Genomic DNA, 23,656 nt, shown 5'->3' with positions numbered 1-23,656 from the left:
AATCATGCTGACCGACCCATTGTTCGTGCCGGACATGACGCTGATGGTGGAATACACCCGCGTGAAGCCTTTCGTGTACGCTCACGATCGATCACGGGAAAACTCCTATACAAGCTTGAACTCTCTGCTCGGGCCCCGTATCGGCCCGAACGCCGACTCATGGTTCGTGCGTGCAGACTATTACCCGTTGCGGAACCTGACGCTTTCGTTGCGTGTTACATTCACACGTCGGGGGGAGAATGAGTATGACGGAAGCGGCAAGCTTGTACGCAACGTTGGCGGTGATGTGTTTCAAGGCCACCGCAACGCCGATCCGCTCGATGCATATTTCCTCGACGGCATCCTCGTAAAATCACGTACAATCGAGGTCTTTGCCACGTACGAGATTGTCAATCAAATGTGGGTTGATGGTTGGCTGCAATCAGAATCTGTTGAGAATACAGGCGCCGGGCTGGCGGAAAAGAATACGACATTCGGCGCCCGTGTTCGCCTGGAACTCTAAATATCATTCACAGTACCGGATGCACTATGCCTCTTGAAGTCGGTCAACAAGCTCCCGATTTTTCCCTCGTTGATGCCTATAGAAAACAAAGAACGTTGGGAGAATTTCTGGGCAAGAAAACCGTTCTTGTTTTCTACCCTGCAGCATTCACCGGAGTCTGCACGAAAGAAATGTGTTCGTTTCGTGATTCGCTTGCGTCGTTCAATGAGTTAGGAGCGCAAGTGATAGGCATAAGTGTCGATTCGCCGTTTGCCAACAAAGCATTCGCCGACCTGAATAAGCTCGCGTTCCCGCTTCTCAGCGATTTCACGCGCTATGTCAGCTCGCAATACACGGGGTTGATGCTGGGTTTGAGCGGCATACACGGCTATGCGACGGCAAAGCGTTCGGTATTTGTACTTGATGCCGAAGGAATTGCACGGTATGCATGGATTTCGGACAATCCCGGCATGGAGCCAAACTATGACGAAGTTCGCACTGCAATAGCATCATTCTAAAGGAGATTCGACAACAATGGCAATGTTGAAAGTTGGCATGAAAGCACCGGAGTTTTCGCTACCCGCGGGAGACGGGAAGGTGTTGTCGCTGTCAGACGTTAGGGGAAAGAAGGTTGTTCTGTTCTTCTATCCGAAAGATATGACCAGTGGCTGCACGAAAGAGGCTTGCTCGTTTCAGGAACATCTCGGTGCAGTGAAACGGAAAGGCGCTGTTATTATCGGCGTTAGTGCCGACAGCCCCTCTTCCCATGAAAAGTTCGCCGCGAAGTACAATCTGACCTTTCCGCTTGTGAGCGATGAGAAGAAGGAACTGGTGAAGAAGTACGGAGTATGGAAGGAAAAAAGTATGTACGGGAAGAAGTACATGGGAATCGAGCGAACAACATTCGTTATCGACGAGAAAGGGAGTATCTCTCATATCTTCCCGAAAGTGAAAGTGGAAGGGCACACGGAGGAAATACTGCACGCCCTTTCCGATAGATAGGGGAAATTCAAACAGAGAAAGAGACTAACGGTATGGTCTACATTACACGCAGGGAACATTTTAGTGCTTCACACCGACTGTACAACCCTGACTGGTCTGATGACAAGAACTGGGAAGTGTACGGCAAATGTAATAATCCAAACGGGCACGGGCACAACTACGAGATCGAGGTAACAGTTGCAGGGAACCCGCCACGCGAAACCGGGATGGTTATCGACCTCAAGAAACTCTCGGACATTATCAACAACGAAATCATCGATGTTGTGGATCATAAGCATCTTAACTGCGATGTTGAATTTATGAACGGGATAATTCCGACTGCGGAAAATATGGCAATTGAGTTCTGGAAGATCCTCGAAACAAAAATCACCGGGGGAAGATTGTATTCCATCACACTGTATGAGTCGCCGAACAATTTTGTGGAATACCGCGGCGAATAGAAGGAGGCCCCGTGCACAAACAATCCAATGTTGAAGAACTGGTATCGTCTCTCCTCAAGGAATTCGGTGAAGATCCGTCCCGTGAGGGTCTGCAGAAGACGCCGCATCGTGTTGCGAAGGCGTACGATTTTCTCACGAGCGGATACCGCAAGGACATTGCCGCGGTGATGAATGGCGCAATCTTCGAAGAAGAATACAGCGAGATGGTGATTGTGAAGGATATCGACTTCTTCAGCATGTGTGAACACCACATGTTGCCCTTTTTCGGCAAGGCACATGTTGCTTACATCCCTAACGGAAAAATCGTCGGGCTAAGCAAGATTCCGCGTGTCGTGGATGTGTTTGCCCGCCGGCTTCAGGTTCAGGAACGTCTCACACGGCAAATAGCCGATACGCTCTACGAATATCTCCATCCCGAAGGAGTCGGTGTTGTCATTGAAGCCCAGCACATGTGCATGATGATGCGCGGCGTCGAGAAGCAGAATTCTCTCGCGACCACGAGTGCCATGCTTGGTGTATTCCGGGACGATGTGAAGACGCGCCAGGAATTTCTTGAATTGACAAAAACCCGTCGGATATGAAGCGCCTCGACCAACACGTTGCACTTGTGACGGGGGCGAGCAAAGGAATCGGGCTGGCCATTGCTCGTTCGCTTGCAGTGGAAGGGGCTTCCGTTGTTCTCGCAGCCCGGAATGCTTCGGCTCTTGCGAGGGAAACTGAGTCACTCCACTCGCAGGGCCTTTCAGCACTCGCTGTTCCAACCGACATGACGGACGATCTTCAGGTTGGCAATCTTGTGGCGGCGACAATAAAAGAATTCGGGCGAATCGACATACTTGTCAATAATGCAGGAATGGGAGTCTTGAAACGTTTCGCCGAGCTGGATGTGAAGGATTTCGATACGATGTGGTCTTTGAACATGAGAAGCGTATTCGTCCTGACGAAGCTTGTTCTTCCGTACATGACGAAAGCGAATTCAGGTGCAATTGTCAACATCGCCTCGCTTGCAGGGAAGAATAGTTTTGTCGGCGGCACAGGATATGCGACAACCAAGTGGGCGTTGCGCGGCTGGGCGTCGTCGTTGATGCTGGAAGTTCGTGAATACAACATCCGCGTCGTGACCATTTGCCCCGGTTCTGTAGAGACAACGTTCTCGTCAACAGGGAAACGAGGCGCTCACATACCGCAGGCTGAAGACGTTGCCGATGCGGTTGTGTTTGCCGTGACTGCGCCGGCGCGAAGTATGTTCAGCGAGATTGACTTACGTCCGACAAACCCGAAGTAGAGTCCTTCAGGTACAAACAGAACGAGCGGGCTGTATCCCGCTCGTTTGAATACCTTCCTCTTATGCAAGTTCAATCGTTATCCCAATTTCCTCTCATGCGCTCGCGGAAGAAGCCGCGGGCCTGTTTCTGACCGTCCCTGCCACCCATATGCTGGCCCATGGTTGCGGCATGCCGTTTCCAGATTTTCTGCTGTTCGGCAGTCAGTATATTGTTCACGGCAAACCAATGGTCGAGCATGTTCATCTTCTGCTGGTCTTGCGCAGCGGTAATAGCTTTGATATTCTTCTCGATGGTGTTGCGGTCGACTTTGTCGGCCAGGAATGCCGACTTGATATCGAGGCGCAGCGATTGAATTTTCGAACGCAGTTCTGTTTGCTTCTTCATCATATCAATGCGAAGCTTTTCCATTTGTGTTTGCTGGGCTTCTGTCAGATCGAGTTTTGCCAGTACGGCGTCGTGCCGCTGACCGATGCCTGCACCTGCACGGGGTCCCCGGCCCGGTTGTGCAACTGTTGATGTGACTGCGAAGATGACGAGAAATGTCCCGAATAGCAGTAGTCGTTTCATTGGTGTTTCTCCTTCTGTACTGTTGTGTTGATTATTGTCCTGCGTTCTGATTCTTAGAACCACTTCACACCCGAATGGTTTAATCCTCTGTTTGACTTTCCTGCAGATAATCACTAAGTTGACTCGTGAAGTTTGTTTACGGAGCTTTTGGCGTGCAGCGTTTTTTTCTTTCCTTTCTCATCCTCACCTTCGGTTTCTTTTCCGGATGCAGTGTTGTCGATTTCATCGGCGCCTATTTCAATACGTATTACAATGCAAGCAAGTTGTTCACCGAAGCCGAAACGGAAATCCTCAAAGCTCCGGTTCGCCAGACGACGCGAACGGAGCGGCCATTCCTGGCTCCGTTTGACATCCAGCCGCAAACGAAGGCCAAATTCACGACTGTGATCGAGAAGTGCTCGAAACTGCTTCAGTATCATCCCGAATCGAAGCTTGTGGACGACGCACTCTTAATGATCGGCAAGTCGTATTACTACCAAAACGAACATCAGTCTGCCGAGCGAAAATTCAAGGAACTCCTCGAAGCATACCCCGAAAGCGACCTCGCTCTGGAAACGAGGCTGTTACTCGCGAACACATATTACCGGAGCAACGACAAGGCCGCTGCCGCGACAGTTGCCCGGGAGTTGTTCGACCATGCGCGCAGCGAGAAGGAGGAGGGGATTGCTTCCGGTGCTGCTTTGGTGCTTGCTCATATTGAAAGCGAGAACAAAAACCTTCAAACGGCGATTGCCTATTTCAAGACAGCCGGCGAATTGGCGGAAAGCGATGGTGATCAGGCCGATGCATTCCGGCGTGAGGCGGCACACCATGAGCAATTGGAACAGTATGCAGATGCAGCGGAAGCATTCCGACGGTCGGAACAGGCCAGCAACGATCACTTCAAGATTGCACAGGCACGCATCGGGCGTGCCCGGATGCTCTCCAAACTGGAGCAACACCGGCAGAGTATTGAACTGCTTGAATCCCTTATCGAGAACCAAAATTACCGCGAGATGTTCGGCGACATCGATTTGGAGATCGGCAACGTCTATCGCGACGAAAAGGACTACGCATCGGCTGAGGCACAATACCGTTATGTCGACACGGCGTACGCCCGAACCGAGGCATCGGCCAATTCATATTATCAACGTGGATTGATGTACGAGCATATCTTCTTCAATTTTGATTCAGCCCGTGCAGCATACGACAAAGGCCGGGGAGAGGTACCTCAAGCCGAGGTAACACCGTTGTTGGCAAAGCGCAGCGACTATCTGAACAGATATTTCACGCTCAAGAAAGCAATAGCCCTCAACGACAGCATCAAGCAGTTTATTCTCAATCCCGATACGACGAAATCTGATACAGTAACGATTGAGGTGACCGAACACGATACAACCGTCACGGATACAACGGTCGGCGTCGCACTTGCAAAGCCCGAGAGCGTAGCGCAAGCTGCCCCCGTTATTCCGCCTCCGCCGCTGGATACTGTGCACGCGAGACTTGCGTTCAACATTTCGGAGTTGGCAGGCGTGTTTTATACAAGCATGGAGCTTGCGGATTCTGCGAAATATTGGTATTCGCTTTTGATGCATGAGTATCCCGAAAGTCCATACATCCCGCGCGCGCTATACACTCTCGCTCAAATCGAACGTGCTGATTCAGGCTATTCGCGGTCGTATGTTGATTCCCTGCATCGGGAAATCCTCAAGCGTTTGCCCGAGTCTGAATTCGCAGCAGAGTCACGCCGCTATCTCGGCCTCCCCCCGCTGGTGAAAGCCCCCGACACGACGGAAGCAAGTTACAGGCGTGCGGAAACATTCGTTCACGACGGCGATTTTGTATCGGCTCTTTCCTCATTCGAGAGTATTGTTGCAACAGATTCTGTCTCACCCTTTGCAGCAAAAGCCCAATACACCATCGGCTGGATTTATGAGAATGTGAAGGTGAACAATGACAGTTCGGTTGCTCACTACCAGCGTCTTGTACGGAGATTTCCGAATTCAGAGTATGCTTCCGTGGTTCAGCACAAGCTTGCCGAGTATGCCATGCTTCGCCAGAGAGAACTCCAGGAGCAGAAAGCGACGAATGATTCCTTGTCGGTGGCGCCGGTGCAAGACGCGACACAGCCTCAGACACCGGACGATAATGGTCCAATGAAGAAGCTGACAGTCCCGGTGCAGCCCGACACGGTAATCGATGGCATTCGCGCCAAAAGACCGCCGCCTCCCTCAAAATCTGACGACATTCCCGAGCAGTGATGACGCAATCCTTGTGTTCCGTACACACAGTTGAACAAGTTGCCGAAAATATCTTTGTCCTTACATTTGTTTCTCCCCCTCTTGCCTCCGCAACAAAGGCCGGCCAATTCATCAACATCCGAGTAGCAGAGGGACTGGAACCTCTGTTGCGTCGTCCGTTTAGCGTGTACCGGACGCAAGGGGAATTTGTCGAGATAATTTTCAATGTTGTTGGCAAAGGCTCCTCGGTCCTCAGGAAGAAACAACGCGGAGATCTGATAGATGCATTGGGACCATTGGGAGTTCCGTTTTCACTTTCGGAAGATGACTTCGATACCGCTGTGCTTGTTGGGGGAGGACTCGGCGTTGCCCCTCTGCCGATTGCAACCGCAACCCTTGTTGCGCGGCAGAAGTCTGTTTTGACATTCATCGGTTCGCGTACGGACCGACAACTGGTGAAGAATCACCTTATCAACGTCCACGTTGCGACAGATGATGGAACAGAAGGGTTGCACGGCACGGTCGTTGATTTGCTCAAGAAGTACTCTGATAGCTATAGATCCGGTCGTCCAAAGATCTTCGCTTGCGGCCCGACCAAAATGCTTCATGCTGTTGCTGCGTTTGCGATAGAGAACACCATTCCGTGCGAAGTGTCGTTGGAAGGCCCGATGGCATGCGGTTTCGGCATCTGTCAAGGATGCCCTGTTGAACTAACCGGCACGGAGAGGAAGTATGCACTAATGTGCAAAGACGGGCCGACATTTGATGTACGGAGGATACGAATCTGACATGATCACAACATCCGTTACACTTGCGGGAGTCCGGTTCAAGAACAGAGTGTTGGTTGCTTCGGGTACGTATGGATATGGCGACGACACAATTGAATTGGTGGATGTTGCACAACTGGGAGGAATCGTAACGAAATCTCTTTCCATGAAGCCCCGTGACGGCAACCCGCCGCCGCGCATCGTGGAAACCGCAAGCGGCATGCTGAACTCCATCGGCCTGGCGAATATCGGCGTCCATAGATTTATCGCAGAGAAGCTGCCGTTTCTCAGGACGTTGGACACAGCGATTATCGCCAACATCGCGGCAAGTTCAATTGATGAATACTGCAATGTGCTTGATGCGCTGGAAGCGGAGGAGGGTATAGATGGATATGAAATCAACGTCTCATGCCCGAATGTAAAGGAAGGCGGACTGAGTTTTGGAACAAATCCGATGATGATCGAGGAGATCACCCGACGTCTCCGTTCCAGAACAAGAAAATTCCTGTCCATCAAACTTACTCCGAATGTCACGCACATTTCCGAATTTGCCCGTGCAGCAGAGTCAGCAGGGGCGGATGCACTCTCCGTTATCAATACGCTTATCGGCATGGCGGTGAACATCCATACACGGAAACCAAAGCTCTCGACCGTCACCGGCGGACTTTCGGGTCCGGCTATCAAGCCGGTTGCGCTTGCCAAGGTATATGAAGCATCGAAGGCAGTGAAGATCCCGGTGATAGGAATCGGCGGCATCATGAATGCCGATGATGCAATTGAATTCCTGATGGTGGGTGCCTCGGCAGTACAGGTGGGAACGGCCAACTATATCGATCCGGGAGCCGGGATCAAGATAGCCGAAGGCATCCGGGTATTCTGTGAATCGCACAATCTGTCCGATGTCGGCGACCTGGTCGGAAGTCTCGACGCAAAAACAGAGTTCTCCGCCATTTCGAGTTGGCTGTAGGTGAATCCCCGTTTCGTCGCATCGCGGTATCATCCCGCAATACCTCCATGAAGGCTTACAACGAAACACTCCGTTTTCTGTACGGACTTCAGAGTCGCGGTATGAAATTCGGGCTGCGCAATATCAGAGCACTGTTGAAATCCGTCGGGAATCCGGAACGAAGATTTCTGTCGATTCACATTGCGGGAACGAATGGCAAGGGCTCGACGGCGTCGCTTATTGCATCGGTGTTGATGGAATCGGGCTGCACCACCGCGCTGTACACATCTCCTCATCTTGTCAAATTCACTGAGCGCATCCGCATCAACGGAATTGAAATGCCGGAACAGCTTCTTGTTCAGTATGCAAGGAAACTGCGCCCGATGATCGAACAGTTGAACGCCACGTTTTTCGAAGCAACTACCTGCATCGCGTTCCAATATTTTGCGGATCGTCATGTTGATATAGCGGTCGTTGAAGCGGGTCTCGGAGGGCGCCTGGATTCCACCAACGTGTTACGCCCGCTGGTGAGTGTCATAACAGGCGTTTCGTTTGACCACATGGAGTATCTCGGAAATACGCTGCAAACAATAGCACGTGAAAAGGGAGGGATTATCAAGCGGCATACGCCTTGTGTTACAGGATCCACAAACCCGGAGGTATCAGCGACGCTACGACGAATCTGCGCCGGAAAAAAGTCGCCGCTCATTGTCTCACACAAAAATGTCAACGTGAAGCGACGCAAAACGGACGGACGGCATTCGACGCTTCGCTTTCAATCACGACGGTTTTCCGTTTCACATGTCCGGCTTGAACTTGCGGGGGAACATCAGATTAATAATGCAACGACTGCCTTTGCGGCAATTGATGTACTCATGCGATCCAATGTACATACGAAACTGTTCAGTGGAATTTCGGACGACACCATTCACCGGGGATTCGAGCATGTCCGGGCAAACACCGGCCTGCGAGGGCGATTCGAGAGGGTGGGAGGCCGCTTCGTTTTGGATGTTGCGCATAATGTGGAGGGGTTGAACTCGCTTGCGGAGACGATTTCTTCACACCGCTTTCGAAATTGCGTAGTCGTATTCGGGGTAATGAGAGACAAACAGTACCCGGAGATGTGCGAAGTTGTCAGCCGCATCGGCAGCCAGGTGATTGCCGTCAGTGCAAAGAACAAACGCTCTCTGAGTTCAAGAGTAATTGCCAGAGAAGTGCGAAAGACAGGTGTAACGGCGATCGATGCCGGCACTGTTCAAAAAGGTATTCTTGCCGCAAGGAAAATCTCCCGTGAGAGGACAAAAATTGTCATTACAGGGTCGCATTATGTCGTCGCCGAGGCCTTGAAATCGCTTTCAGATCAGATAACCGGATAGCGGTGGAATACCTTGGAAGCGCTTTCCGGAACATTTCTAAAAACAGCAGCATCTTACCGGAAAAAGGATCCCATCGCTTCGTTAAGCTGCTGCAACATGCTTGACAATCTAATTCAAATAGTCTATATTTTTGATGGAAAGAGGAATGTTTTTAGCGGCTCCTGCCTGCGATACGGCAGGCGTCTGAAGTACCACCTGTTCGAACTCATCAGTTATTACACATCCAACCAATTCTCTTCAACCGTTCTCCCCGAATAGACTTTCACGATCTGGCTCGAGGTCAACGTGTGAAGGGCGCATATATTTTTAGTGAAGGGATTCACGCTCCATGCCAATGGACATTGCAGAGCTCAAGTCAAAAAAGATTGCAGAGCTCAACCAAATCGCCAAAGACCTGAACATCACCGGCTACAGCGATCTGCGAAAGCAGGAACTCATTTTCAAAATCCTTGAAGCGCAAACCGAACAAGGCGGCCTCACATTCAGCAAAGGAGTGTTGGAGGTTTTGCCTGACGGCTACGGCTTTCTCCGGTCGGTGGACTACAACTACCTTCCGTCGCCCGACGACATTTACGTTTCCCCCTCCCAAATCAAAAAATTTAACCTCAGAACGGGCGATACTGTAAGCGGGCAGGTTCGACCTCCGAAGGAGGGCGAGCGCTTCTTTGCGCTGCTACGCGTCGAGGCAGTCAATGATGAAAATCCGGAATCGATCAGGGAGCGTGTGTTGTTCGACAATCTCACGCCGTTGTATCCGAATACGACAATCAAGTTGGAGACGGCACCCGGCGAGTATTCGATGCGCATTATGGATTTACTTACTCCGATAGGCAAGGGCCAACGCGGGATGATCGTCTCGCCGCCGAAGGCAGGTAAAACAATTCTTCTGCAGAAGATTGCGAACAGCATTTCCCGCAATCACCCCGAAGTGAAACTCATCGTTCTGTTGATCGACGAGCGACCCGAAGAGGTGACGGATATGGAACGTTCCGTGAATGCGGAAGTCGTCAGCTCGACGTTTGACGAACCGCCGGAGCGTCACGTACAGGTGGCGGATATGGTGTTGGAAAAAGCGAAACGCCTCGTCGAAGCAAAGCGCGACGTTGTTGTGTTGCTTGACAGCATCACGCGACTTGCCCGCGCCCACAACACGGTTGTTCCGCATTCAGGGAAAATCCTGTCGGGTGGTGTCGATGCGAATGCACTGCACAAGCCGAAGCGATTCTTCGGTGCGGCCCGTAACATCGAAGAGGGGGGGAGCCTCACGATTGTCGCGACGGCTCTGATAGAAACCGGCAGCAGGATGGACGAAGTGATCTTTGAAGAGTTCAAAGGCACGGGCAACATGGAAATCGTTCTCGACCGCAAGTTGAGCGATAAACGCATGTTCCCGGCAATGGACGTCAACCGGTCGGGCACACGCAAGGAGGAATTGCTGATGGATGCCGACGATCTGAATCGCGTCTGGGTCTTGCGCAAGTTCTTGTCCGATTTCAACACGGTCGAAGCGATGGAATTTTTGCTGGACAAGATGAGAGGGACAAAATCAAACAAAGAATTCTTGAAATCTATGAACAGCTAACATGAATACGAACGAAGTTGTCATTGTCAGCGGTTGCAGAACGCCGATAGGGAGTTTCCGTGGGGCTCTCAGTTCCGTGCCGGCCCCGAAGCTTGGAGCTCTTGTTATCAAAGAAGCGCTGAAGCGCGCGAACATTGCATCCGAGCAAGTCAATGAAGTGATCATGGGCAACGTCATTCAAGCAGGCGTCGGACAAGCACCCGCCCGCCAAGCAGCGATCTATGCGGGCTTGCCGGTCGCCGTCGAAACGATGACGGTCAACAAGGTTTGCGGTTCGGGACTGAAGGCCGTTATGCTCGGCGCTCAATCCATCATGCTCGGACACGCGGATGTTGTGGTCGCAGGCGGCATGGAGAGTATGTCCAATGCTCCGTACCTGTTGGACAAAGCCCGTGCAGGCTACCGTATGGGACATGCGCAGATTCTTGATTCAATGATGCGAGACGGACTGTTGAACGTTTATGATGACTCGCCGATGGGCAATGCGGCAGAATTGTGTGCGAGAGAATGTCATGTCCCGAGGGATAAGCAGGACGAGTTCGCCATCCTGAGTTATTCGCGGGCGCAAGAGTCACAAAAGACAGGCCGGTTTGCGAAGGAAATCGTTGGAGTTGAAGTCACTGAGGGCAAGGAAACAAAAACTGTTGTTGATGATGAAGATGTCTTCAAAACGGATTTCTCAAAGATCCCGAAATTGAAATCAGCCTTCATGAAAGACGGCAGCGTTACTGCCGCGAACTCCTCGAAAATCAATGACGGCGCTGCGGCACTCGTTCTCATGTCCGCCGAAAAGGCGAAGTCCCTCGGCGTGAAACCTCTTGCCCGCATCGTTGCGCAAGCGTCTTCGGCCAAGGAACCGCTCTGGTTCACAACGGCTCCTGCCGATGGCATCAACAACGTGTTAAGCAGGGCAGCGATGAGTTTGAATGATATCGATCTGTTCGAAATCAATGAGGCGTTTGCCGTTGTTGCCCTTGCAGTCAGCAACATTCTTGCCCTGGATGTCAACAAGCTGAACGTCAATGGCGGAGCCGTGGCTCTCGGCCATCCTATTGGCGCCAGCGGTGCGAGAATTCTGGTCACGCTGCTTCATGCTCTCGAACAACGCAATCTCAAGCGCGGACTTGCCGCAATTTGCATCGGAGGCGGAGAATCGTCCGCGCTGATTGTCGAGCGTGTCTAATCACCGTTCCACCATCAACTCCGGCCAACATACCGAAGAAATAGAAGGAAAATGCTTTGAACATCAAGAATGTAACCGTGGTAGGCGCGGGAACCATGGGCAACGGTATCGCCCACGTTTTTGCCCAGTATGGATTCACTGTAACACTGAACGATATCAAGCAAGAGTTTCTCGACAAGGGGTTGGCAACCATATCCGCCAATCTTGATCGCCAAGTGAAGAAAGGTGTCCTGACCGAGGAAACCAAGAAGACAACGCTTGGAAACATCCGGCTCTCGACGGATCTGGCATCTGCGGCATCGACGGCAGATATCGTTATCGAAGCAGCAACGGAGAATCAAAAGATCAAAAGCGACATTTTCAAGACTCTTGATTCCTCATGCAAGGCGGAGACGATTCTCGCTTCGAATACATCTTCCATCTCAATAACGGAAATTGCTGCAACCACCAAGCGCCCGGACAAAGTGATAGGGATGCACTTCATGAATCCCGTTCCCGTCATGAAGTTGATTGAAGTGATACGCGGACTCGCAACATCGAATGAAACATACGCGACGGTGAAGGCGCTCTCGGAAAAACTGGAAAAGGTACCCGTGGAGGTCAATGACTATCCGGGTTTTGTTTCAAACCGTGTACTTCTTCCGATGCTGAATGAAGCAATGTACTGTGTGATGGAGGGAGTAGCGACCCCTGAATCCATCGACACAGTGATGAAACTCGGCATGAATCATCCGATGGGTCCGCTGACCCTTGCGGACTTTATCGGGCTTGATGTGTGCCTTTCCATCATGAATGTTCTTCACGAAGGTCTCGGCGACTCAAAGTACCGTCCCTGCCCGCTACTGAAGAAAATGGTTGCCGCAGGGCACCTTGGCCGCAAGAGCGGAAAAGGCTTCTACGATTACACCAAACCACACTGAACAGGGGAACATACACCATCATGGATTTTCAATTCTCAGAGACACACGAACTTATACGCGAAACAGCGCGCCACTTTGCCGATCAGAAAATAGCGCCAGTTCCATTGGAACGGGATGAGAAGGAGATTTTTTCCCCACGATCTCGTAAAAGAAATGGGGGGAACTCGGCTTCATGGGGATGATGGTACCGGAAGAGTGGGGTGGTGCGGGCTTGGATTCGATCAGCTCGGTGCGATGGAGGAAATCTCCCGCGTTGATGCTTCCTGCGGTGTCATCATGTCTGTCAATAACTCGCTTGTCTGTTACGGAATCGACAAATACGGAACTGAAGATCAAAAGCAACGGTATTTGCGTGATCTGGCATCCGGCAAAAAGCTCGGGGCATTTGCCCTCTCCGAGCCCGAGGCAGGAAGTGATGCCTCAAACCAACGAACAGTTGCGGATCGTGATGGCGATTATTATATTCTCAACGGTACAAAGAACTGGATTACCAACGGAAGCACATGCGACCTTGTGCTCGTTATGGCCGCCACTGATAAATCAAAGGGACCCAAGGGTATCAGCACGTTCATTGTCGACAAGGGCATACCGGGGTTCTCCGTGGCAAAGAAAGAGAAGAAGTTGGGAATCCGCAGTTCCGATACCGTTTCGCTTGCATTTCAGGATGCGAGAATTCCTGTCGCCAACAGAATTGGTGAAGAGGGAGACGGTTTCAAGTTCGCCATGAAAACCCTGGAAGGCGGCCGTATCGGGATTGCCGCACAGGCGCTCGGAATAGCGCAAGCCTGTCTTGATGCATCCATCAATTACTCAAAACAACGGAAAGCGTTTGACAAGCCTATTGCAGAACTGCAGGCAATTCAATTCAAGATTGCCGAGATGGCAACTAACATCCAGGCTGCCCGCTTGTTGATTTTGAAGGCTGCGGCGCTTAAAGATGCCGGACTTCCATTCGGATCGGAAGCGGCAATGGCAAAACTCTTCGCGTCCAAAATATCCGTTCAGGCTGCACTGGAGGCGATCCAAATTCACGGAGGATACGGATACGTTCAGGAATATCTCGTCGAGAGGTACTTGCGCGATGCGAAGATCACAGAGATTTACGAAGGTACTTCAGAGATTCAGCGTGTCGTTATCTCACGCTCACTCTTGCGGTAAACAAACAAAACAACCAACAAGGAGTAAAGCATGAAAAATCGGGTTACGGCGGTTATTGCTCTTTTCGTTCTGTTTGCTGTTCTTGCCGATCCTTCCCAATCCCAAGTACGTTGGGTAGTCGGAGGGAATATGGGGCTTTCCATCTCAACGGGCGGAGGCGCCAGTTCGACGGATTTCACATTCGGGCCGATGGCGGAAGTCATGTTCGGGAAAGGGCCGGCTGTTGGCACCGAGTTCGACATCACAACGGCAACAGGGACACCCATAACGTGGGTATCATATTTCAAGTACTACTTTCAGATCCCCGGTTCGAATATCAAGCCGTATGCGCATGCAGGTTTTGCACTTGTATTTGTGACGGCTGGCCCCCATGTGTTCATCCCCTTTGGGGGAGGGGCAAGCTTCGGTGTTGCGAAGAATTTGTATGTATCGGCGGATCTGACTCTCGGGCCACAATTTGTTTCGTCGCCCTTCCCCGGATTCCCTGGTATCACGGTATTCAATATCGCCATCCGGCCCGGCATTCGGTATGAGATTCCATGAGTATTCACCAAAGAAAATAACAAATTCTCAACAAGGTCGAGGAGAAACACAATGCTCACAATTTTCCGCATTTGTCTGCTCATTCTGTTTGCCGTTACGTTGACGGTCCCATCAGTATCGCAGATCAAATTCTCTGTTGGTCCGAAAGCGGGTCTTAATGTCAGCTCGTTGTCGGTTGACCCTGACCCGTATCAGGGAAACCCCGGCATTTCAAAAAGTGGCATTCTGCGTTTGGTTGCTGCTGCACAGATTGAGCTCTTGTTCGGAGGTATGTTCGGTGTACAGATTGAACCTGGCTATAATGGGGCTTCAACGAAGTGGCAGAATCAACAAGGAGCAAGTGAAACAATTTCCATAAGCAAGATTGACATTCCGATTCTTTTCAAGATACTCTTGATGAGCGGAACTTTCCAACCCTACGGCTTCGCAGGCCCCTGCTTAGGAATCGTGGCTTCCGCCACACAGAAGGTGGATCTTCTTCAGGGAGCCCCCCAGGAAACCGACATCAAAAGCAATGTCTCCTCGCTTGATTTTGCTCTTGCGTTCGGTGGTGGGGCGAAGTTCAACCTTACAAAAAGCGTCGCACTGACCGGCGACGTTCGATATGCTCTGGGGCTGTCGAACGTTGATGCTCGCCAAGTTCAGCAGGGTGCCACGGCTCCAAGCGCGAAGTCCCGTGGCTTTATGATTCAATTTGGCGCGCTGTTCAGCTTGTAACCTGTCCATTTTTATATACGTTTTCGTGAAATACCCCAAACGGGGGATTTCCTTTAGATGCGAATTTCTTAACTTGACAGCAAGCTCCATTTTGCATATACTTAGTCGGGTTTACCGAACCTGACTTCTGACCACAATCCACCAAATAACCATAACTTATCACATTCAAAAGGGGTACCTTTATGAAAAAAACATTGCTAGTAGTTCTGGCAGTGGCGTTTGTTGTTTTTGCAGTTGACAGCACAAGTGCGCAAGGGAAGTTCCGTTTCGGTGTCGGTGCAGACGTGGCAATTCCGATGACGACCGGTTTCAGCGATGGCTGGAATCTTGGAATTGGCGGTACTGCAAAGGGATACTATCCGATTAATGATATGTTAACCCTCAACGGAACAGCAGGATACATGATCTTTTCAGGCAAAGAGCGGACAGTTGGCACGTTCACAATCAAACCGGGCAACTGGAGCATGATTCCTGTTGTTGTTGGCGGACGATACTACTTTGCACCCGCAAGCAGTCCATTCAGACTCTACGGCGGATTTGACATGGGATTGATCTTCTCCTCGTACACACAGGATACCCCTGCAATCACAGTTGGCACCATCGTCGTCGTTCCCGCACAGAGTATTTCGGTCTCCGGTAGCGATTTCACATATCAGCCGATGGTTGGTTTCGAAGCAAGCAACTTTGACGTTGCGGTACGCTATCTTGGTGTCTCAGGTGCGGCGAGCATTGCAGCCCGTATCGGGTACATCTTTAACTGAACGATTGTTCAAATCGAAATGAAAAGGGAAGCCTTTGGGCTTCCTTTTTTGTTTTATGGAGCAGCGCTCATCTTGCAAGCCTTCTTCTATTTTCATATACTTTCAGAGATAATCGGTCTTGGCTTGAAGCAGTTTCTCAGATGATGGGGGCAGAATTACAGGCGATGATGGCGGACATCAAGCAAAAGGAGGCTTACGCTTCCTTGTTTTGTTTCAACAAGTGACTGGCATTTTCTTGTGAATATTGTCCTGATGCGGGTTCGTTTTGCTTTGTGCCTGACAGTTCTTTGTGTTTCTCAGGCATATTCCCTTGAAACGGATTTGCCGTCCTCGCCAACGGACACTCTCGAAGTGATAATGCGCTTTGGCGGCGATGTTCTTCTCGCGCACCGCTATCAGGAGGCGGTGGGGGATGATATTCATCGTGCGTTCAGCGAATTTGATTTGTTCAGAACAGATCACATCAGCATGGTGAATCTTGAAGTCCCTGTAACCGTCCGGGGCAAGCGACAGGAGAAGCCATTTACATTCCGCATGAAGCCCCGGTTTCTCGACGTGATTTCGGCTGCCGGAATAGAGGTGGTAAATATCGCAAACAATCATATTCATGACTTCGGGAAGGATGGACTTTTCGATACGCTTGATTTCCTCGACTCGGCCGGAATCGGCCGTGTAGGGGCAGGAAGAACGCACGCCGAGGCTCATCAGGCGCTCATCAAGACTGTTCGGGGGCGAAGAATCGCCCTTTTGGGATACTACAATGGCGGTGAGGCTCCGGCCGCAACGGGAAAATCCTTTGGCGTTGCCGACAGGGTGCTGAAGCTCATTCAACGGGACATAAGACTTCTGAAGAAGAACAACGAAGCAGACTACATCGTAGTGAATTTTCATTGGGGGATTGAAAAAGCTCAAAAACCCGATGCCACCCAACGTGCATTCGCCCACAAGGTTATCGATGCAGGGGCCGATGCCATTATCGGCCATCATCCCCATGTATTGCAGGGGATTGAACTCTACAAGGGCAAGATCATTGCCTATTCACTCGGAAATCTCATCTTTGGCGGAAACAGCAGACACACGTATGATACTGGTCTGCTTGAAATCAGGCTACACGGCGAAGGGCCGCAATTTTCCTTCATTCCCGTTCATGTCAAGGAATGGAAAGCCGTACCGGCAACCGGCGCGGAAGCCGACAGTCTGCTCAAGGAAATGAAGCAACTATCATCTATCTTCCCTAAATCCATCTTCCATTAGTCAGGAGACTACATGAAAAAAGGTATGATTATTCTATTGGCGATTGTCGGCATCATCGTTCTGCTCGTTATGTGGGGCGTTGGAGCCTACAATTCACTTGTTACGAAAGATGTGGAAGTGTCCGGAGCGTGGACTCAAGTTGAGAATCAGTTCCAACGCCGGTTCGACCTTATCCCAAACTATGTCGAGACCGTGAAGGGATTCGCCCAACAGGAACGGGACGTATTTCTCGGCGTTACAGAGGCAAGGGCAAAAGTCGGACAGATTACCGTCACGAAAGAAGTTCTTGAAGACCCGAGAGCATTTGCCCGGTTCCAGCAGGCTCAGGATCAGTTTTCGTCTGCTATCTCGCGTCTTCTTGCAGTAGCGGAGAATTATCCGCAACTGAAATCGAACGAGAATTTCATGAAGCTTCAGGATGAGCTTGCCGGGTCGGAGAATCGCATTGCGACTGCACGCACCCGGTACAATGCAGCTGTTCAGGATTACAATGGCGCAATTCGAAGAATCCCGATGTCGTTCATAGCGGCATTCACGGGATTCCGTGAGAAAGAGTGGTTCAAAGCACGTGAAGGCGCAGATGCGCCTCCTGCGGTAAAGTTCTGATGATGAAGCCGTTCCTATACCTTGTTCTTATCGCCGCATTGTGGATGCCTTCAGGGAATTCCGGGTGGAGTCGTGCGTTCAGCCAGACGCAGGATCAACTTGCTCAGGAGGTGCCGGTCCCGAAACTAACGCGGCGGGTGACCGATTTCACGAACACACTTTCCACGGCACAAGTGAACGCCCTTGAGGCCGACGTTGCCCGATTCGAGGATTCAACGTCAACGCAACTAGTCATCGTAATACTCCCCACTATTGGAGGCGCAAGCATCGAAGAGTTCGCCCTGCGAATTGCGGAGGCAAATTTAATCGGGCAGAAGGGAACCGACAACGGCATCCTTCTGCTGATTGCAAAAGATGATCGCAAGTTGCGCATTGAAGTGGGATATGGTTTGGAGGGAGTGCTGCCGGACGGCCTTGCCGGAACAATTATTCGCCGGGAGATTACGCCACACTTTCGCGATGGCGACTACTACGCGGGTATTAAGGCAGGAGCGGAAGCAATCATACTTGCCACGCGAAATGAGCACAAAGCTGATAAGCGGAAAGACGATAACGAAGACACTGTCGGCGCTATTATCATCTTCCTGCTGTTGGCATTCATCATTCTCTCGGCACTGGCTCGAGGTAAACGTTCCCGTGGGTTGCTGGGAACCGCCGCACTCCCGATTCTTTTCGGAGGAGGACATCGGGGACGTTCCTCGGGTGGGACAGGATGGGGAGGTGGAGGCGGGGGATTCGGAGGGTTTAGCGGTGGCGGCGGATCCTTCGGCGGTGGCGGGTCGAGCGGAAGTTGGTAGACTGAGGCTCCCATGGCGGCAAAACGTTCGGTTGCGGACAATAATTCTCTCACGTCTCTTGAGCAAGAGTATCGCGATTTTATTACCGCGCTTCCCTATCCTTACGCGATCTTTGTCAACCGCAAGCTTGTCATCAAGAACGACCTGTTCACAAGGTTGTTTCCGTGGACACAGGAAAATTCACCCTCCCTCTCGGATTTCTTTGGACGAAAGAATGCGGATCTGCTAAAAGAAATTTCATCTCTTTTTGAGAGCAAAGAGACTCATGGCAGGATCAGTACCCGGGAAGTACTTCTCCCGGCCCCCGACCGCAAGACTGTTGCGGTCGAGCTTTCGGCATCGGTGGTTCAATTCCATGGGAAAGAAGCTCTCTACTGCACATTCACCGACGTAAGCGAACGACGCCGGATTCTCGACCGGGCGGGAGCTGTTGATGCAAAATTTCAAGTATTGCTGGAGGGTTCGCCACTCGCAATTTCGGTGTCGCTGGATGGGAAGTTTGTCCTGCTCAACAGCAGCTTTGCGAGAATGTTCGGATATGATTCCGTAATGGAATTGTTGGGAAAAAGCGTGACATCCGTTGTTTCCGGCAGAAACGCCCGCGCCCTGATTGCTGATCAGGAAGAAAAGCGATCCATCGGGGATGAGTCGGACTTGCTGTATGAATACACCGGTACGAAGAAAGACGGCTCGAAGATCTTCATCGAAGTCAGCGCACGGCGGATTCTCTTCAACGAACGATGGGCCGTCCTGTCGTATCATCGGGATATGACGCAGCAGCGGACCACGGAAGAACTCTTCGAGCGAAGGAGCAAGGGTCTCGAACTCCTGAATCGCATATCGGATGATATTGCCGGACTATCCACGCTCGACGATATCTACCGGAGCGGCTTGAATGCGGCGATGAGGGGAACTCAATTTGAGACAGGCGCTGTCTTGTCCGTTGACCCTGCCCATTCAGAGCTGAGAATCCATACACACAGAAACCTGGGCGGCAAAGTAGTCTCAGCTTTCACTACACAACATCTTGACGAAGGTTTAGCACGCTTCTTCGACAAGACGCATGAACCAATTGTTGCTGCTGTTTCCGAGTATCCGCCGTATCTTCCTCACAGAGGATTGTTCGAGGGAGAGAGATACACATCCGTTGCGTTCTTACCCCTAGTGGTCAGGAACAGATTGCACGGAATTCTCTTTCTCGCAACGATGCGACAAGAATCGCTGGATGCACACGATCGTGTTCTGCTTGCGTCGTTGAGCCGCCAACTCAGCACAGGAGTTGACAAAGTTCTGCTCGAAGAAACTGCCCGTGATGCAAATGAAAGGTTCGCTGCCGCAGTCAGCAATATTTCTGACGTACTGTACACCCTCCAGCCTGATGGTACGTTCGTTTATGTCAGTCCGAGCATTGCGAAGCTGTTGGGCTACATCCCTGCTGATTTCATGGCCAATGCAGGCTTATGGCGCACGCTCCTTCACCCCGACGATAGACCTGTGTTGTCCAAGCGAATCTCGAATCAAGCAACAGAGGAAGAAGAATTTCAACTCCAATATCGCATTTTCCCGAAAGGCAAGGCGACGTACATCTGGCTCGAGGATCGCGTTCGTTACAAGAAGGCTTCCGATGGAAGCATCCTTTTGATCGAGGGAATATTGCACGATATCACGGCAAGGAAACAGATTGCAAGCGAAGAAAGCGAAACTCCCGACACACGACTGACTGCCTCGCCTATAGAAGACATTCTACACGCACTGACGGACGGAATTGCCGCATTCGACAACGATCTCCTCTGTACCGAATGGAACCGGGGCCTTGAACACATAACAGGCATCTCACGCAACGATGTTGCCGGGAAGAGCCTACATGACATCCCCGTGCTGCGTGAATCCATTCTCGCAATGATGGATCGGTTATCTTCTTCAGAGAACGGGGTTACGCAGCAGGTCGATTTGTCGTCGTCGCTTCCGGATGTGCATGCTCCGTTCCATCTTCATCTGAAACCGTTGCTGGATTCGCAGAATGTGCGCACGGGCGTTCTTCTGCTCGTTACGCGGGGCGTTGATACGCATCAGCGTGAACTTGATGTCACCGAGTCTGAAGAGACATTGCGTAACGTCATTGATGCGATGGGCGACGCGTTGTTGATCTCTGATCTTGAAGGAGAGATCTGGGAGGTGAACCGCGAGTTCACACGTTTGACAGGATACGAACGGGAGGAGGTTCGATTAAAGCACTTCCCGTATCCGTGGCTGTTGGACGACGAGATGACGCGGTTTCTCCGCTGGGTGTCCGACTTGCACGTTCGAGAGCATCTCCACGACCTTGATATGACGTGGGTTCATAAGAACGGCAACCAGGTTGCCGTCAGTCTGAATACAACGCTGTTGAGGAATGTTCACGGGGAATCCATTGCGATCTTGAATATTGCCCGTGATATATCCGAACGCAGACAGCTTGTTCTGGATTTGGAGTGGAAGAACCGGCAATTCGAGTTGTTGAACAGGATTATCAGTCATGCGAATACGACGACGGACCTCGACCAGATATTCGAATCGATTGCTACAGAGGTGCATGCACTCATTCCGTTCGATGGCATGAGCATCGCCTTCCTTGATGAAACTCAGCAACTCTCGCCGTGGTATCACGCCGTTCCTACGGAATCGGGAGAGAGCCGCCGTGTTGACCGCCTTGCCCTCGATGCAACAGTTATTTACGATGCTATCCGCTCGGAAAGGCCTGTGATTGTCAGTGCCTCCGAGTCAAGGAGTAAATCACAGATTACTATTCCTCTCTTTGTCAACGAAAAAGCGCTGGGAACATTCAGTTTACTGAGTGACTTGAAGGATGCATTTTCGGAAGATGAGTTGAGCGTTCTCCAACCTCGTTGCAGTACAGGTGGGTACCATCATTCAACGTGTACGATTGTTCAGACAGGTTGAGAATGACTCCGACCTACTTTAAATGTAATCTTCAATCCTCTATTGACAATGTCGTTTACACCGTCGATCCGGGCAATACCGGATTACAGAAGTAAAACAAGGCGTGGAGCGACTTCATGATCCGGTTGGGGTTAGATGAGCTGGCAGACGAGAAACAATTGTTGGTCAATCGTTGCGCGTGATCGTTCCGGAAAACTCGAGGTGGGAACACTACAAGACGGTTATGGATGATCTGTTTGCGCGGCGAATTGAATACTACGCCCGCGATATTTCAATCCCGGGGGTAGCCCAACCTCTTGTGTACCATATGGTTGTCAACCCGATGGTGATTGGAGAGAGAGTTGTTGCGCTGGTGTTCACGCATACGGATATCAGCAACATCAACAGAACGGAAGCGGAATTGAAGCGCCTGAACAAGGAACTCGTTGCCGTCAATGCTATTACCACATCCATAAATATGTCTCTGGAAGTGGAGGCCGTTCTTCGTGTGGCGGTGGGATCAACTGAAGGAGCATTTTTGACGCACACATGGTTGCCTTCTATTTGCTGGATGAATCCAAAGGGCAGCTGGTCCTCACACAGCACTGGGGCATTCCCGATGAGTATGCGAGAGCGCTGCAAACGTTGTCGATTGACAAATCCCTTACCGGCATCGTGATCACTTCCGGAAAGCCCATCTACATCGAAGATGGACTTCATCAAGAAGACCGGCTCACTGAAGTGGGCAAACGCTTGAATGCGATACTCGGGCTCCAAAGCTCGGCGGTTATTCCATTGCAATCAAAGGAGAAGATACTTGGCGCGTTCATGATCAATTTCTCGAAAGCGCATGCCTTCAGCGAAAGCGAACAGCAGCTTCTCCTTCTGATTGGAAATCAGATCGGCGGTGCTGTCGACAATGCTCAATTGTATGAGGAGGTTCAGCAGCAGGTGAAAACCCTTACCACATTGTACGAACTCGGCAAGGGCCTGACCGGAGTTCTCGATCTGAAATCGATGATACGGGTCGTGTACAGTGAAACGCAAGAGGCGCTGCCTTCGGAACGATTCTATTACCAGGCGTATCTTCCTGACGAGAAAACGCTCTCCCTCGTGGCGCGGGTTGTGAATGGCGTGGAAGAATTTTACCCCGCAGGAATGAAGATAAGGGCATTGGCAGAATGGCCGAACACGATTTATCAAGAGGTCATTTCCGACGGGAAGGGTTTCCTCGGGAGCACCACCTCCGAGAATACTGACTCGATTCTCGCTGTTCCACTCAAGTCGGATCAGAAGGTGATTGGCATTATTTCAATCATCTCATCCGGGCGTAACTTCTATAAAACCAATCACTTGCGTCTCTTGGAAAGTATAGCTAATTTGACGGGTGTTGCAATTGGTAAGGCGTTGCTGTACGAGGATACTCTGAGGAAATCGTCTGAAATCGAGACCAGGAACAAAGAGCTGGACGATTTCACGTACGTTGTTTCGCACGATTTGAAGGAACCGCTGATCAGCATTGAGGGGTACAGCAAGATCGTCATGAAAGACTACAGGGAGAAACTTGATGCCGAAGGAAAGGAGTATCTCGGGGCGATTGTCCACTCGACATCGAGGATGAAGAATCTCATCGATGATCTCCTGACACTGTCTCGCTTGGGCCGGATGACAGATGAAATCGAGGTCGTATCCGTGCGAACGATTATTGATGAAATCCTTTACGATCTCCAGTTCTCTCTTCGTGAGAAGAATCTCACAGTTCAGGTCGCGGAGAACATGCCTGTTTGCCCGTTACAAGCGCACGCGGCTGAGCATGGTGTTCCGGGAACTGATTTCAAATGCGATGAAGTTCTGCGACAAACCTCTTCCGAAAATCGACATTAGTGTCAGCGAAACCGACGACGAGTTTGTATTCTCCGTTGCAGATAACGGCATCGGAATTGAACCCCAATATTTCGAGCGCATTTTTACAATATTCCAACGTCTGAAACGAAGCGAAGAATTCCGCGGAACGGGCGCGGGCCTCACGATAGCGAAGAGAATTGTCGAGCGTGAAGGAGGCCGCATCTGGCTTGATTCAACGCCGGGTGTTGGGTCAACGTTTTACTTCAGTGTGAAGAAACCAGCTTAAG

23 protein-coding genes and 1 pseudogene are annotated in these 23,656 nt (G+C 51.0%); 23 read left to right on the top strand and 1 reads right to left on the bottom strand.

Annotation, left to right across the window (positions count from 1 at the left end; all coding sequences use genetic code 11):
- The 6 genes from KF749_13885 to KF749_13860 all read left to right on the top strand — a co-directional run.
- Nucleotides 1-502, top strand: a 502-nt coding sequence (locus KF749_13885; GenBank protein ID MBX2992239.1) for a hypothetical protein, incomplete at its 5' end; no start/stop codon positions are given.
- 26 nt (nucleotides 503-528) lie between these two features.
- A complete protein-coding gene (locus KF749_13880; GenBank protein MBX2992238.1) occupies nucleotides 529-999 on the top strand; it encodes a peroxiredoxin in 471 nt (156 codons plus the stop codon).
- Between the two features lie 22 nt (nucleotides 1,000-1,021).
- Nucleotides 1,022-1,483, top strand: a complete 462-nt coding sequence (bcp, locus tag KF749_13875) for a thioredoxin-dependent thiol peroxidase (protein MBX2992237.1) — start codon at nucleotides 1,022-1,024, stop codon at nucleotides 1,481-1,483.
- 32 nt (nucleotides 1,484-1,515) lie between these two features.
- Nucleotides 1,516-1,923 (top strand): 6-carboxytetrahydropterin synthase, encoded by a 408-nt coding sequence (locus KF749_13870; GenBank protein MBX2992236.1) that lies wholly within the window; start codon nucleotides 1,516-1,518, stop codon nucleotides 1,921-1,923.
- Entirely contained in the window at nucleotides 1,908-2,504 is a 597-nt protein-coding gene (folE, locus tag KF749_13865; GenBank protein ID MBX2992235.1) for a GTP cyclohydrolase I FolE, read from the top strand. Before KF749_13870 ends, folE begins: the two co-directional genes overlap by 16 nt.
- The gene (locus KF749_13860; GenBank protein MBX2992234.1) at nucleotides 2,501-3,208 is read left to right on the top strand and encodes an SDR family NAD(P)-dependent oxidoreductase; all 708 of its coding nucleotides are present in this window, start codon (nucleotides 2,501-2,503) and stop codon (nucleotides 3,206-3,208) included. Before folE ends, KF749_13860 begins: the two co-directional genes overlap by 4 nt.
- 70 nt (nucleotides 3,209-3,278) lie before the next feature.
- On the opposite strand, the gene KF749_13855 is transcribed toward KF749_13860, so the two are convergent.
- Nucleotides 3,279-3,776 (bottom strand): periplasmic heavy metal sensor, encoded by a 498-nt coding sequence (locus tag KF749_13855; GenBank protein ID MBX2992233.1) that lies wholly within the window; start codon nucleotides 3,774-3,776, stop codon nucleotides 3,279-3,281.
- Nucleotides 3,777-3,928: 152 nt separating this feature from the next.
- Between KF749_13855 and KF749_13850 the strand changes: the two genes are divergently transcribed.
- The 17 genes and pseudogenes from KF749_13850 to KF749_13770 all read left to right on the top strand — a co-directional run bounded on the left by KF749_13850 (nucleotide 3,929) and on the right by KF749_13770 (nucleotide 23,655).
- Entirely contained in the window at nucleotides 3,929-6,016 is a 2,088-nt protein-coding gene (locus tag KF749_13850; protein MBX2992232.1) for a tetratricopeptide repeat protein, read from the top strand.
- Between the two features lie 146 nt (nucleotides 6,017-6,162).
- The gene (locus KF749_13845; GenBank protein MBX2992231.1) at nucleotides 6,163-6,783 is read left to right on the top strand and encodes a dihydroorotate dehydrogenase electron transfer subunit; all 621 of its coding nucleotides are present in this window, start codon (nucleotides 6,163-6,165) and stop codon (nucleotides 6,781-6,783) included.
- A gap of 1 nt (nucleotide 6,784) precedes the next feature.
- On the top strand, nucleotides 6,785-7,729 hold the full coding sequence (locus tag KF749_13840) for a dihydroorotate dehydrogenase (protein MBX2992230.1): 945 nt from the start codon (nucleotides 6,785-6,787) through the stop codon (nucleotides 7,727-7,729).
- 47 nt (nucleotides 7,730-7,776) lie between these two features.
- The gene (locus tag KF749_13835) at nucleotides 7,777-9,084 is read left to right on the top strand and encodes a bifunctional folylpolyglutamate synthase/dihydrofolate synthase (GenBank protein MBX2992229.1); all 1,308 of its coding nucleotides are present in this window, start codon (nucleotides 7,777-7,779) and stop codon (nucleotides 9,082-9,084) included.
- 334 nt (nucleotides 9,085-9,418) lie between these two features.
- Nucleotides 9,419-10,666 carry a transcription termination factor Rho gene (gene rho / locus KF749_13830; GenBank protein ID MBX2992228.1) on the top strand — a complete coding sequence of 416 codons (1,248 nt, stop codon included), beginning with the start codon at nucleotides 9,419-9,421 and terminating at the stop codon, nucleotides 10,664-10,666.
- Between the two features lies 1 nt (nucleotide 10,667).
- Complete coding sequence (locus KF749_13825; protein ID MBX2992227.1) at nucleotides 10,668-11,849, top strand: thiolase family protein; 1,182 nt, start codon at nucleotides 10,668-10,670, stop codon at nucleotides 11,847-11,849.
- Between the two features lie 56 nt (nucleotides 11,850-11,905).
- Complete coding sequence (locus KF749_13820) at nucleotides 11,906-12,769, top strand: 3-hydroxybutyryl-CoA dehydrogenase (GenBank protein ID MBX2992226.1); 864 nt, start codon at nucleotides 11,906-11,908, stop codon at nucleotides 12,767-12,769.
- A 20-nt stretch (nucleotides 12,770-12,789) separates the two neighbouring features.
- Nucleotides 12,790-13,927: pseudogene (locus tag KF749_13815) on the top strand (acyl-CoA dehydrogenase).
- Nucleotides 13,928-13,957: 30 nt separating this feature from the next.
- On the top strand, nucleotides 13,958-14,470 hold the full coding sequence (locus KF749_13810) for a hypothetical protein (GenBank protein MBX2992225.1): 513 nt from the start codon (nucleotides 13,958-13,960) through the stop codon (nucleotides 14,468-14,470).
- A 51-nt stretch (nucleotides 14,471-14,521) separates the two neighbouring features.
- Nucleotides 14,522-15,187 carry a PorT family protein gene (locus KF749_13805; protein MBX2992224.1) on the top strand — a complete coding sequence of 222 codons (666 nt, stop codon included), beginning with the start codon at nucleotides 14,522-14,524 and terminating at the stop codon, nucleotides 15,185-15,187.
- A gap of 182 nt (nucleotides 15,188-15,369) precedes the next feature.
- Nucleotides 15,370-15,948 (top strand): outer membrane beta-barrel protein, encoded by a 579-nt coding sequence (locus tag KF749_13800; GenBank protein MBX2992223.1) that lies wholly within the window; start codon nucleotides 15,370-15,372, stop codon nucleotides 15,946-15,948.
- 321 nt (nucleotides 15,949-16,269) lie between these two features.
- Nucleotides 16,270-17,202 (top strand): CapA family protein, encoded by a 933-nt coding sequence (locus tag KF749_13795; GenBank protein MBX2992222.1) that lies wholly within the window; start codon nucleotides 16,270-16,272, stop codon nucleotides 17,200-17,202.
- A gap of 12 nt (nucleotides 17,203-17,214) precedes the next feature.
- Nucleotides 17,215-17,808: a LemA family protein gene (locus tag KF749_13790; protein ID MBX2992221.1), complete on the top strand. Its 594-nt coding sequence runs from the start codon at nucleotides 17,215-17,217 to the stop codon at nucleotides 17,806-17,808.
- A 44-nt stretch (nucleotides 17,809-17,852) separates the two neighbouring features.
- Nucleotides 17,853-18,605, top strand: a complete 753-nt coding sequence (locus KF749_13785) for a TPM domain-containing protein (GenBank protein MBX2992220.1) — start codon at nucleotides 17,853-17,855, stop codon at nucleotides 18,603-18,605.
- A gap of 12 nt (nucleotides 18,606-18,617) precedes the next feature.
- On the top strand, nucleotides 18,618-21,545 hold the full coding sequence (locus KF749_13780; GenBank protein MBX2992219.1) for a PAS domain S-box protein: 2,928 nt from the start codon (nucleotides 18,618-18,620) through the stop codon (nucleotides 21,543-21,545).
- 528 nt (nucleotides 21,546-22,073) lie between these two features.
- Nucleotides 22,074-23,408, top strand: coding sequence for a GAF domain-containing protein (locus KF749_13775; GenBank protein ID MBX2992218.1), 1,335 nt, complete (start codon nucleotides 22,074-22,076; stop codon nucleotides 23,406-23,408).
- On the top strand, nucleotides 23,338-23,655 hold the full coding sequence (locus KF749_13770; protein MBX2992217.1) for a hypothetical protein: 318 nt from the start codon (nucleotides 23,338-23,340) through the stop codon (nucleotides 23,653-23,655). The genes KF749_13775 and KF749_13770 overlap by 71 nt, the downstream gene beginning before the upstream one ends.
- The last annotated feature ends 1 nt before the right edge of the window (nucleotide 23,656 follow it).

The sequence above is a fragment of the Bacteroidota bacterium genome (assembly GCA_019637975.1).
Classification (GTDB): domain Bacteria; phylum Bacteroidota; class Ignavibacteria; order UBA10030; family UBA6906; genus CAADGV01.
The sequence above is the reverse complement of the archived record's forward strand: the minus strand, read 5'-3'. Positions and strand labels throughout refer to the sequence as shown.

What these genes read in the sequence shown, in the direction of transcription:
- KF749_13880 (MBX2992238.1), top strand. Translation starts at nt 529, where the DNA reads ATGCCTCTTGAAGTCGGTCAACAAGCTCCCGATTTTTCCCTCGTTGAT.
- KF749_13790 (MBX2992221.1), top strand. Translation starts at nt 17,215, where the DNA reads ATGAAAAAAGGTATGATTATTCTATTGGCGATTGTCGGCATCATCGTT.
- KF749_13840 (MBX2992230.1), top strand. Translation starts at nt 6,785, where the DNA reads ATGATCACAACATCCGTTACACTTGCGGGAGTCCGGTTCAAGAACAGA.
- KF749_13870 (MBX2992236.1), top strand. Translation starts at nt 1,516, where the DNA reads ATGGTCTACATTACACGCAGGGAACATTTTAGTGCTTCACACCGACTG.
- KF749_13770 (MBX2992217.1), top strand. Translation starts at nt 23,338, where the DNA reads ATGGTGTTCCGGGAACTGATTTCAAATGCGATGAAGTTCTGCGACAAA.
- KF749_13810 (MBX2992225.1), top strand. Translation starts at nt 13,958, where the DNA reads ATGAAAAATCGGGTTACGGCGGTTATTGCTCTTTTCGTTCTGTTTGCT.
- KF749_13775 (MBX2992218.1), top strand. Translation starts at nt 22,074, where the DNA reads ATGGTTGCCTTCTATTTGCTGGATGAATCCAAAGGGCAGCTGGTCCTC.
- KF749_13805 (MBX2992224.1), top strand. Translation starts at nt 14,522, where the DNA reads ATGCTCACAATTTTCCGCATTTGTCTGCTCATTCTGTTTGCCGTTACG.
- KF749_13835 (MBX2992229.1), top strand. Translation starts at nt 7,777, where the DNA reads ATGAAGGCTTACAACGAAACACTCCGTTTTCTGTACGGACTTCAGAGT.
- KF749_13855 (MBX2992233.1), bottom strand. Translation starts at nt 3,776, where the DNA reads ATGAAACGACTACTGCTATTCGGGACATTTCTCGTCATCTTCGCAGTC.
- KF749_13825 (MBX2992227.1), top strand. Translation starts at nt 10,668, where the DNA reads ATGAATACGAACGAAGTTGTCATTGTCAGCGGTTGCAGAACGCCGATA.
- KF749_13800 (MBX2992223.1), top strand. Translation starts at nt 15,370, where the DNA reads ATGAAAAAAACATTGCTAGTAGTTCTGGCAGTGGCGTTTGTTGTTTTT.
- KF749_13785 (MBX2992220.1), top strand. Translation starts at nt 17,853, where the DNA reads ATGCCTTCAGGGAATTCCGGGTGGAGTCGTGCGTTCAGCCAGACGCAG.
- KF749_13860 (MBX2992234.1), top strand. Translation starts at nt 2,501, where the DNA reads ATGAAGCGCCTCGACCAACACGTTGCACTTGTGACGGGGGCGAGCAAA.
- bcp (MBX2992237.1), top strand. Translation starts at nt 1,022, where the DNA reads ATGTTGAAAGTTGGCATGAAAGCACCGGAGTTTTCGCTACCCGCGGGA.
- KF749_13780 (MBX2992219.1), top strand. Translation starts at nt 18,618, where the DNA reads ATGGCGGCAAAACGTTCGGTTGCGGACAATAATTCTCTCACGTCTCTT.
- rho (MBX2992228.1), top strand. Translation starts at nt 9,419, where the DNA reads ATGGACATTGCAGAGCTCAAGTCAAAAAAGATTGCAGAGCTCAACCAA.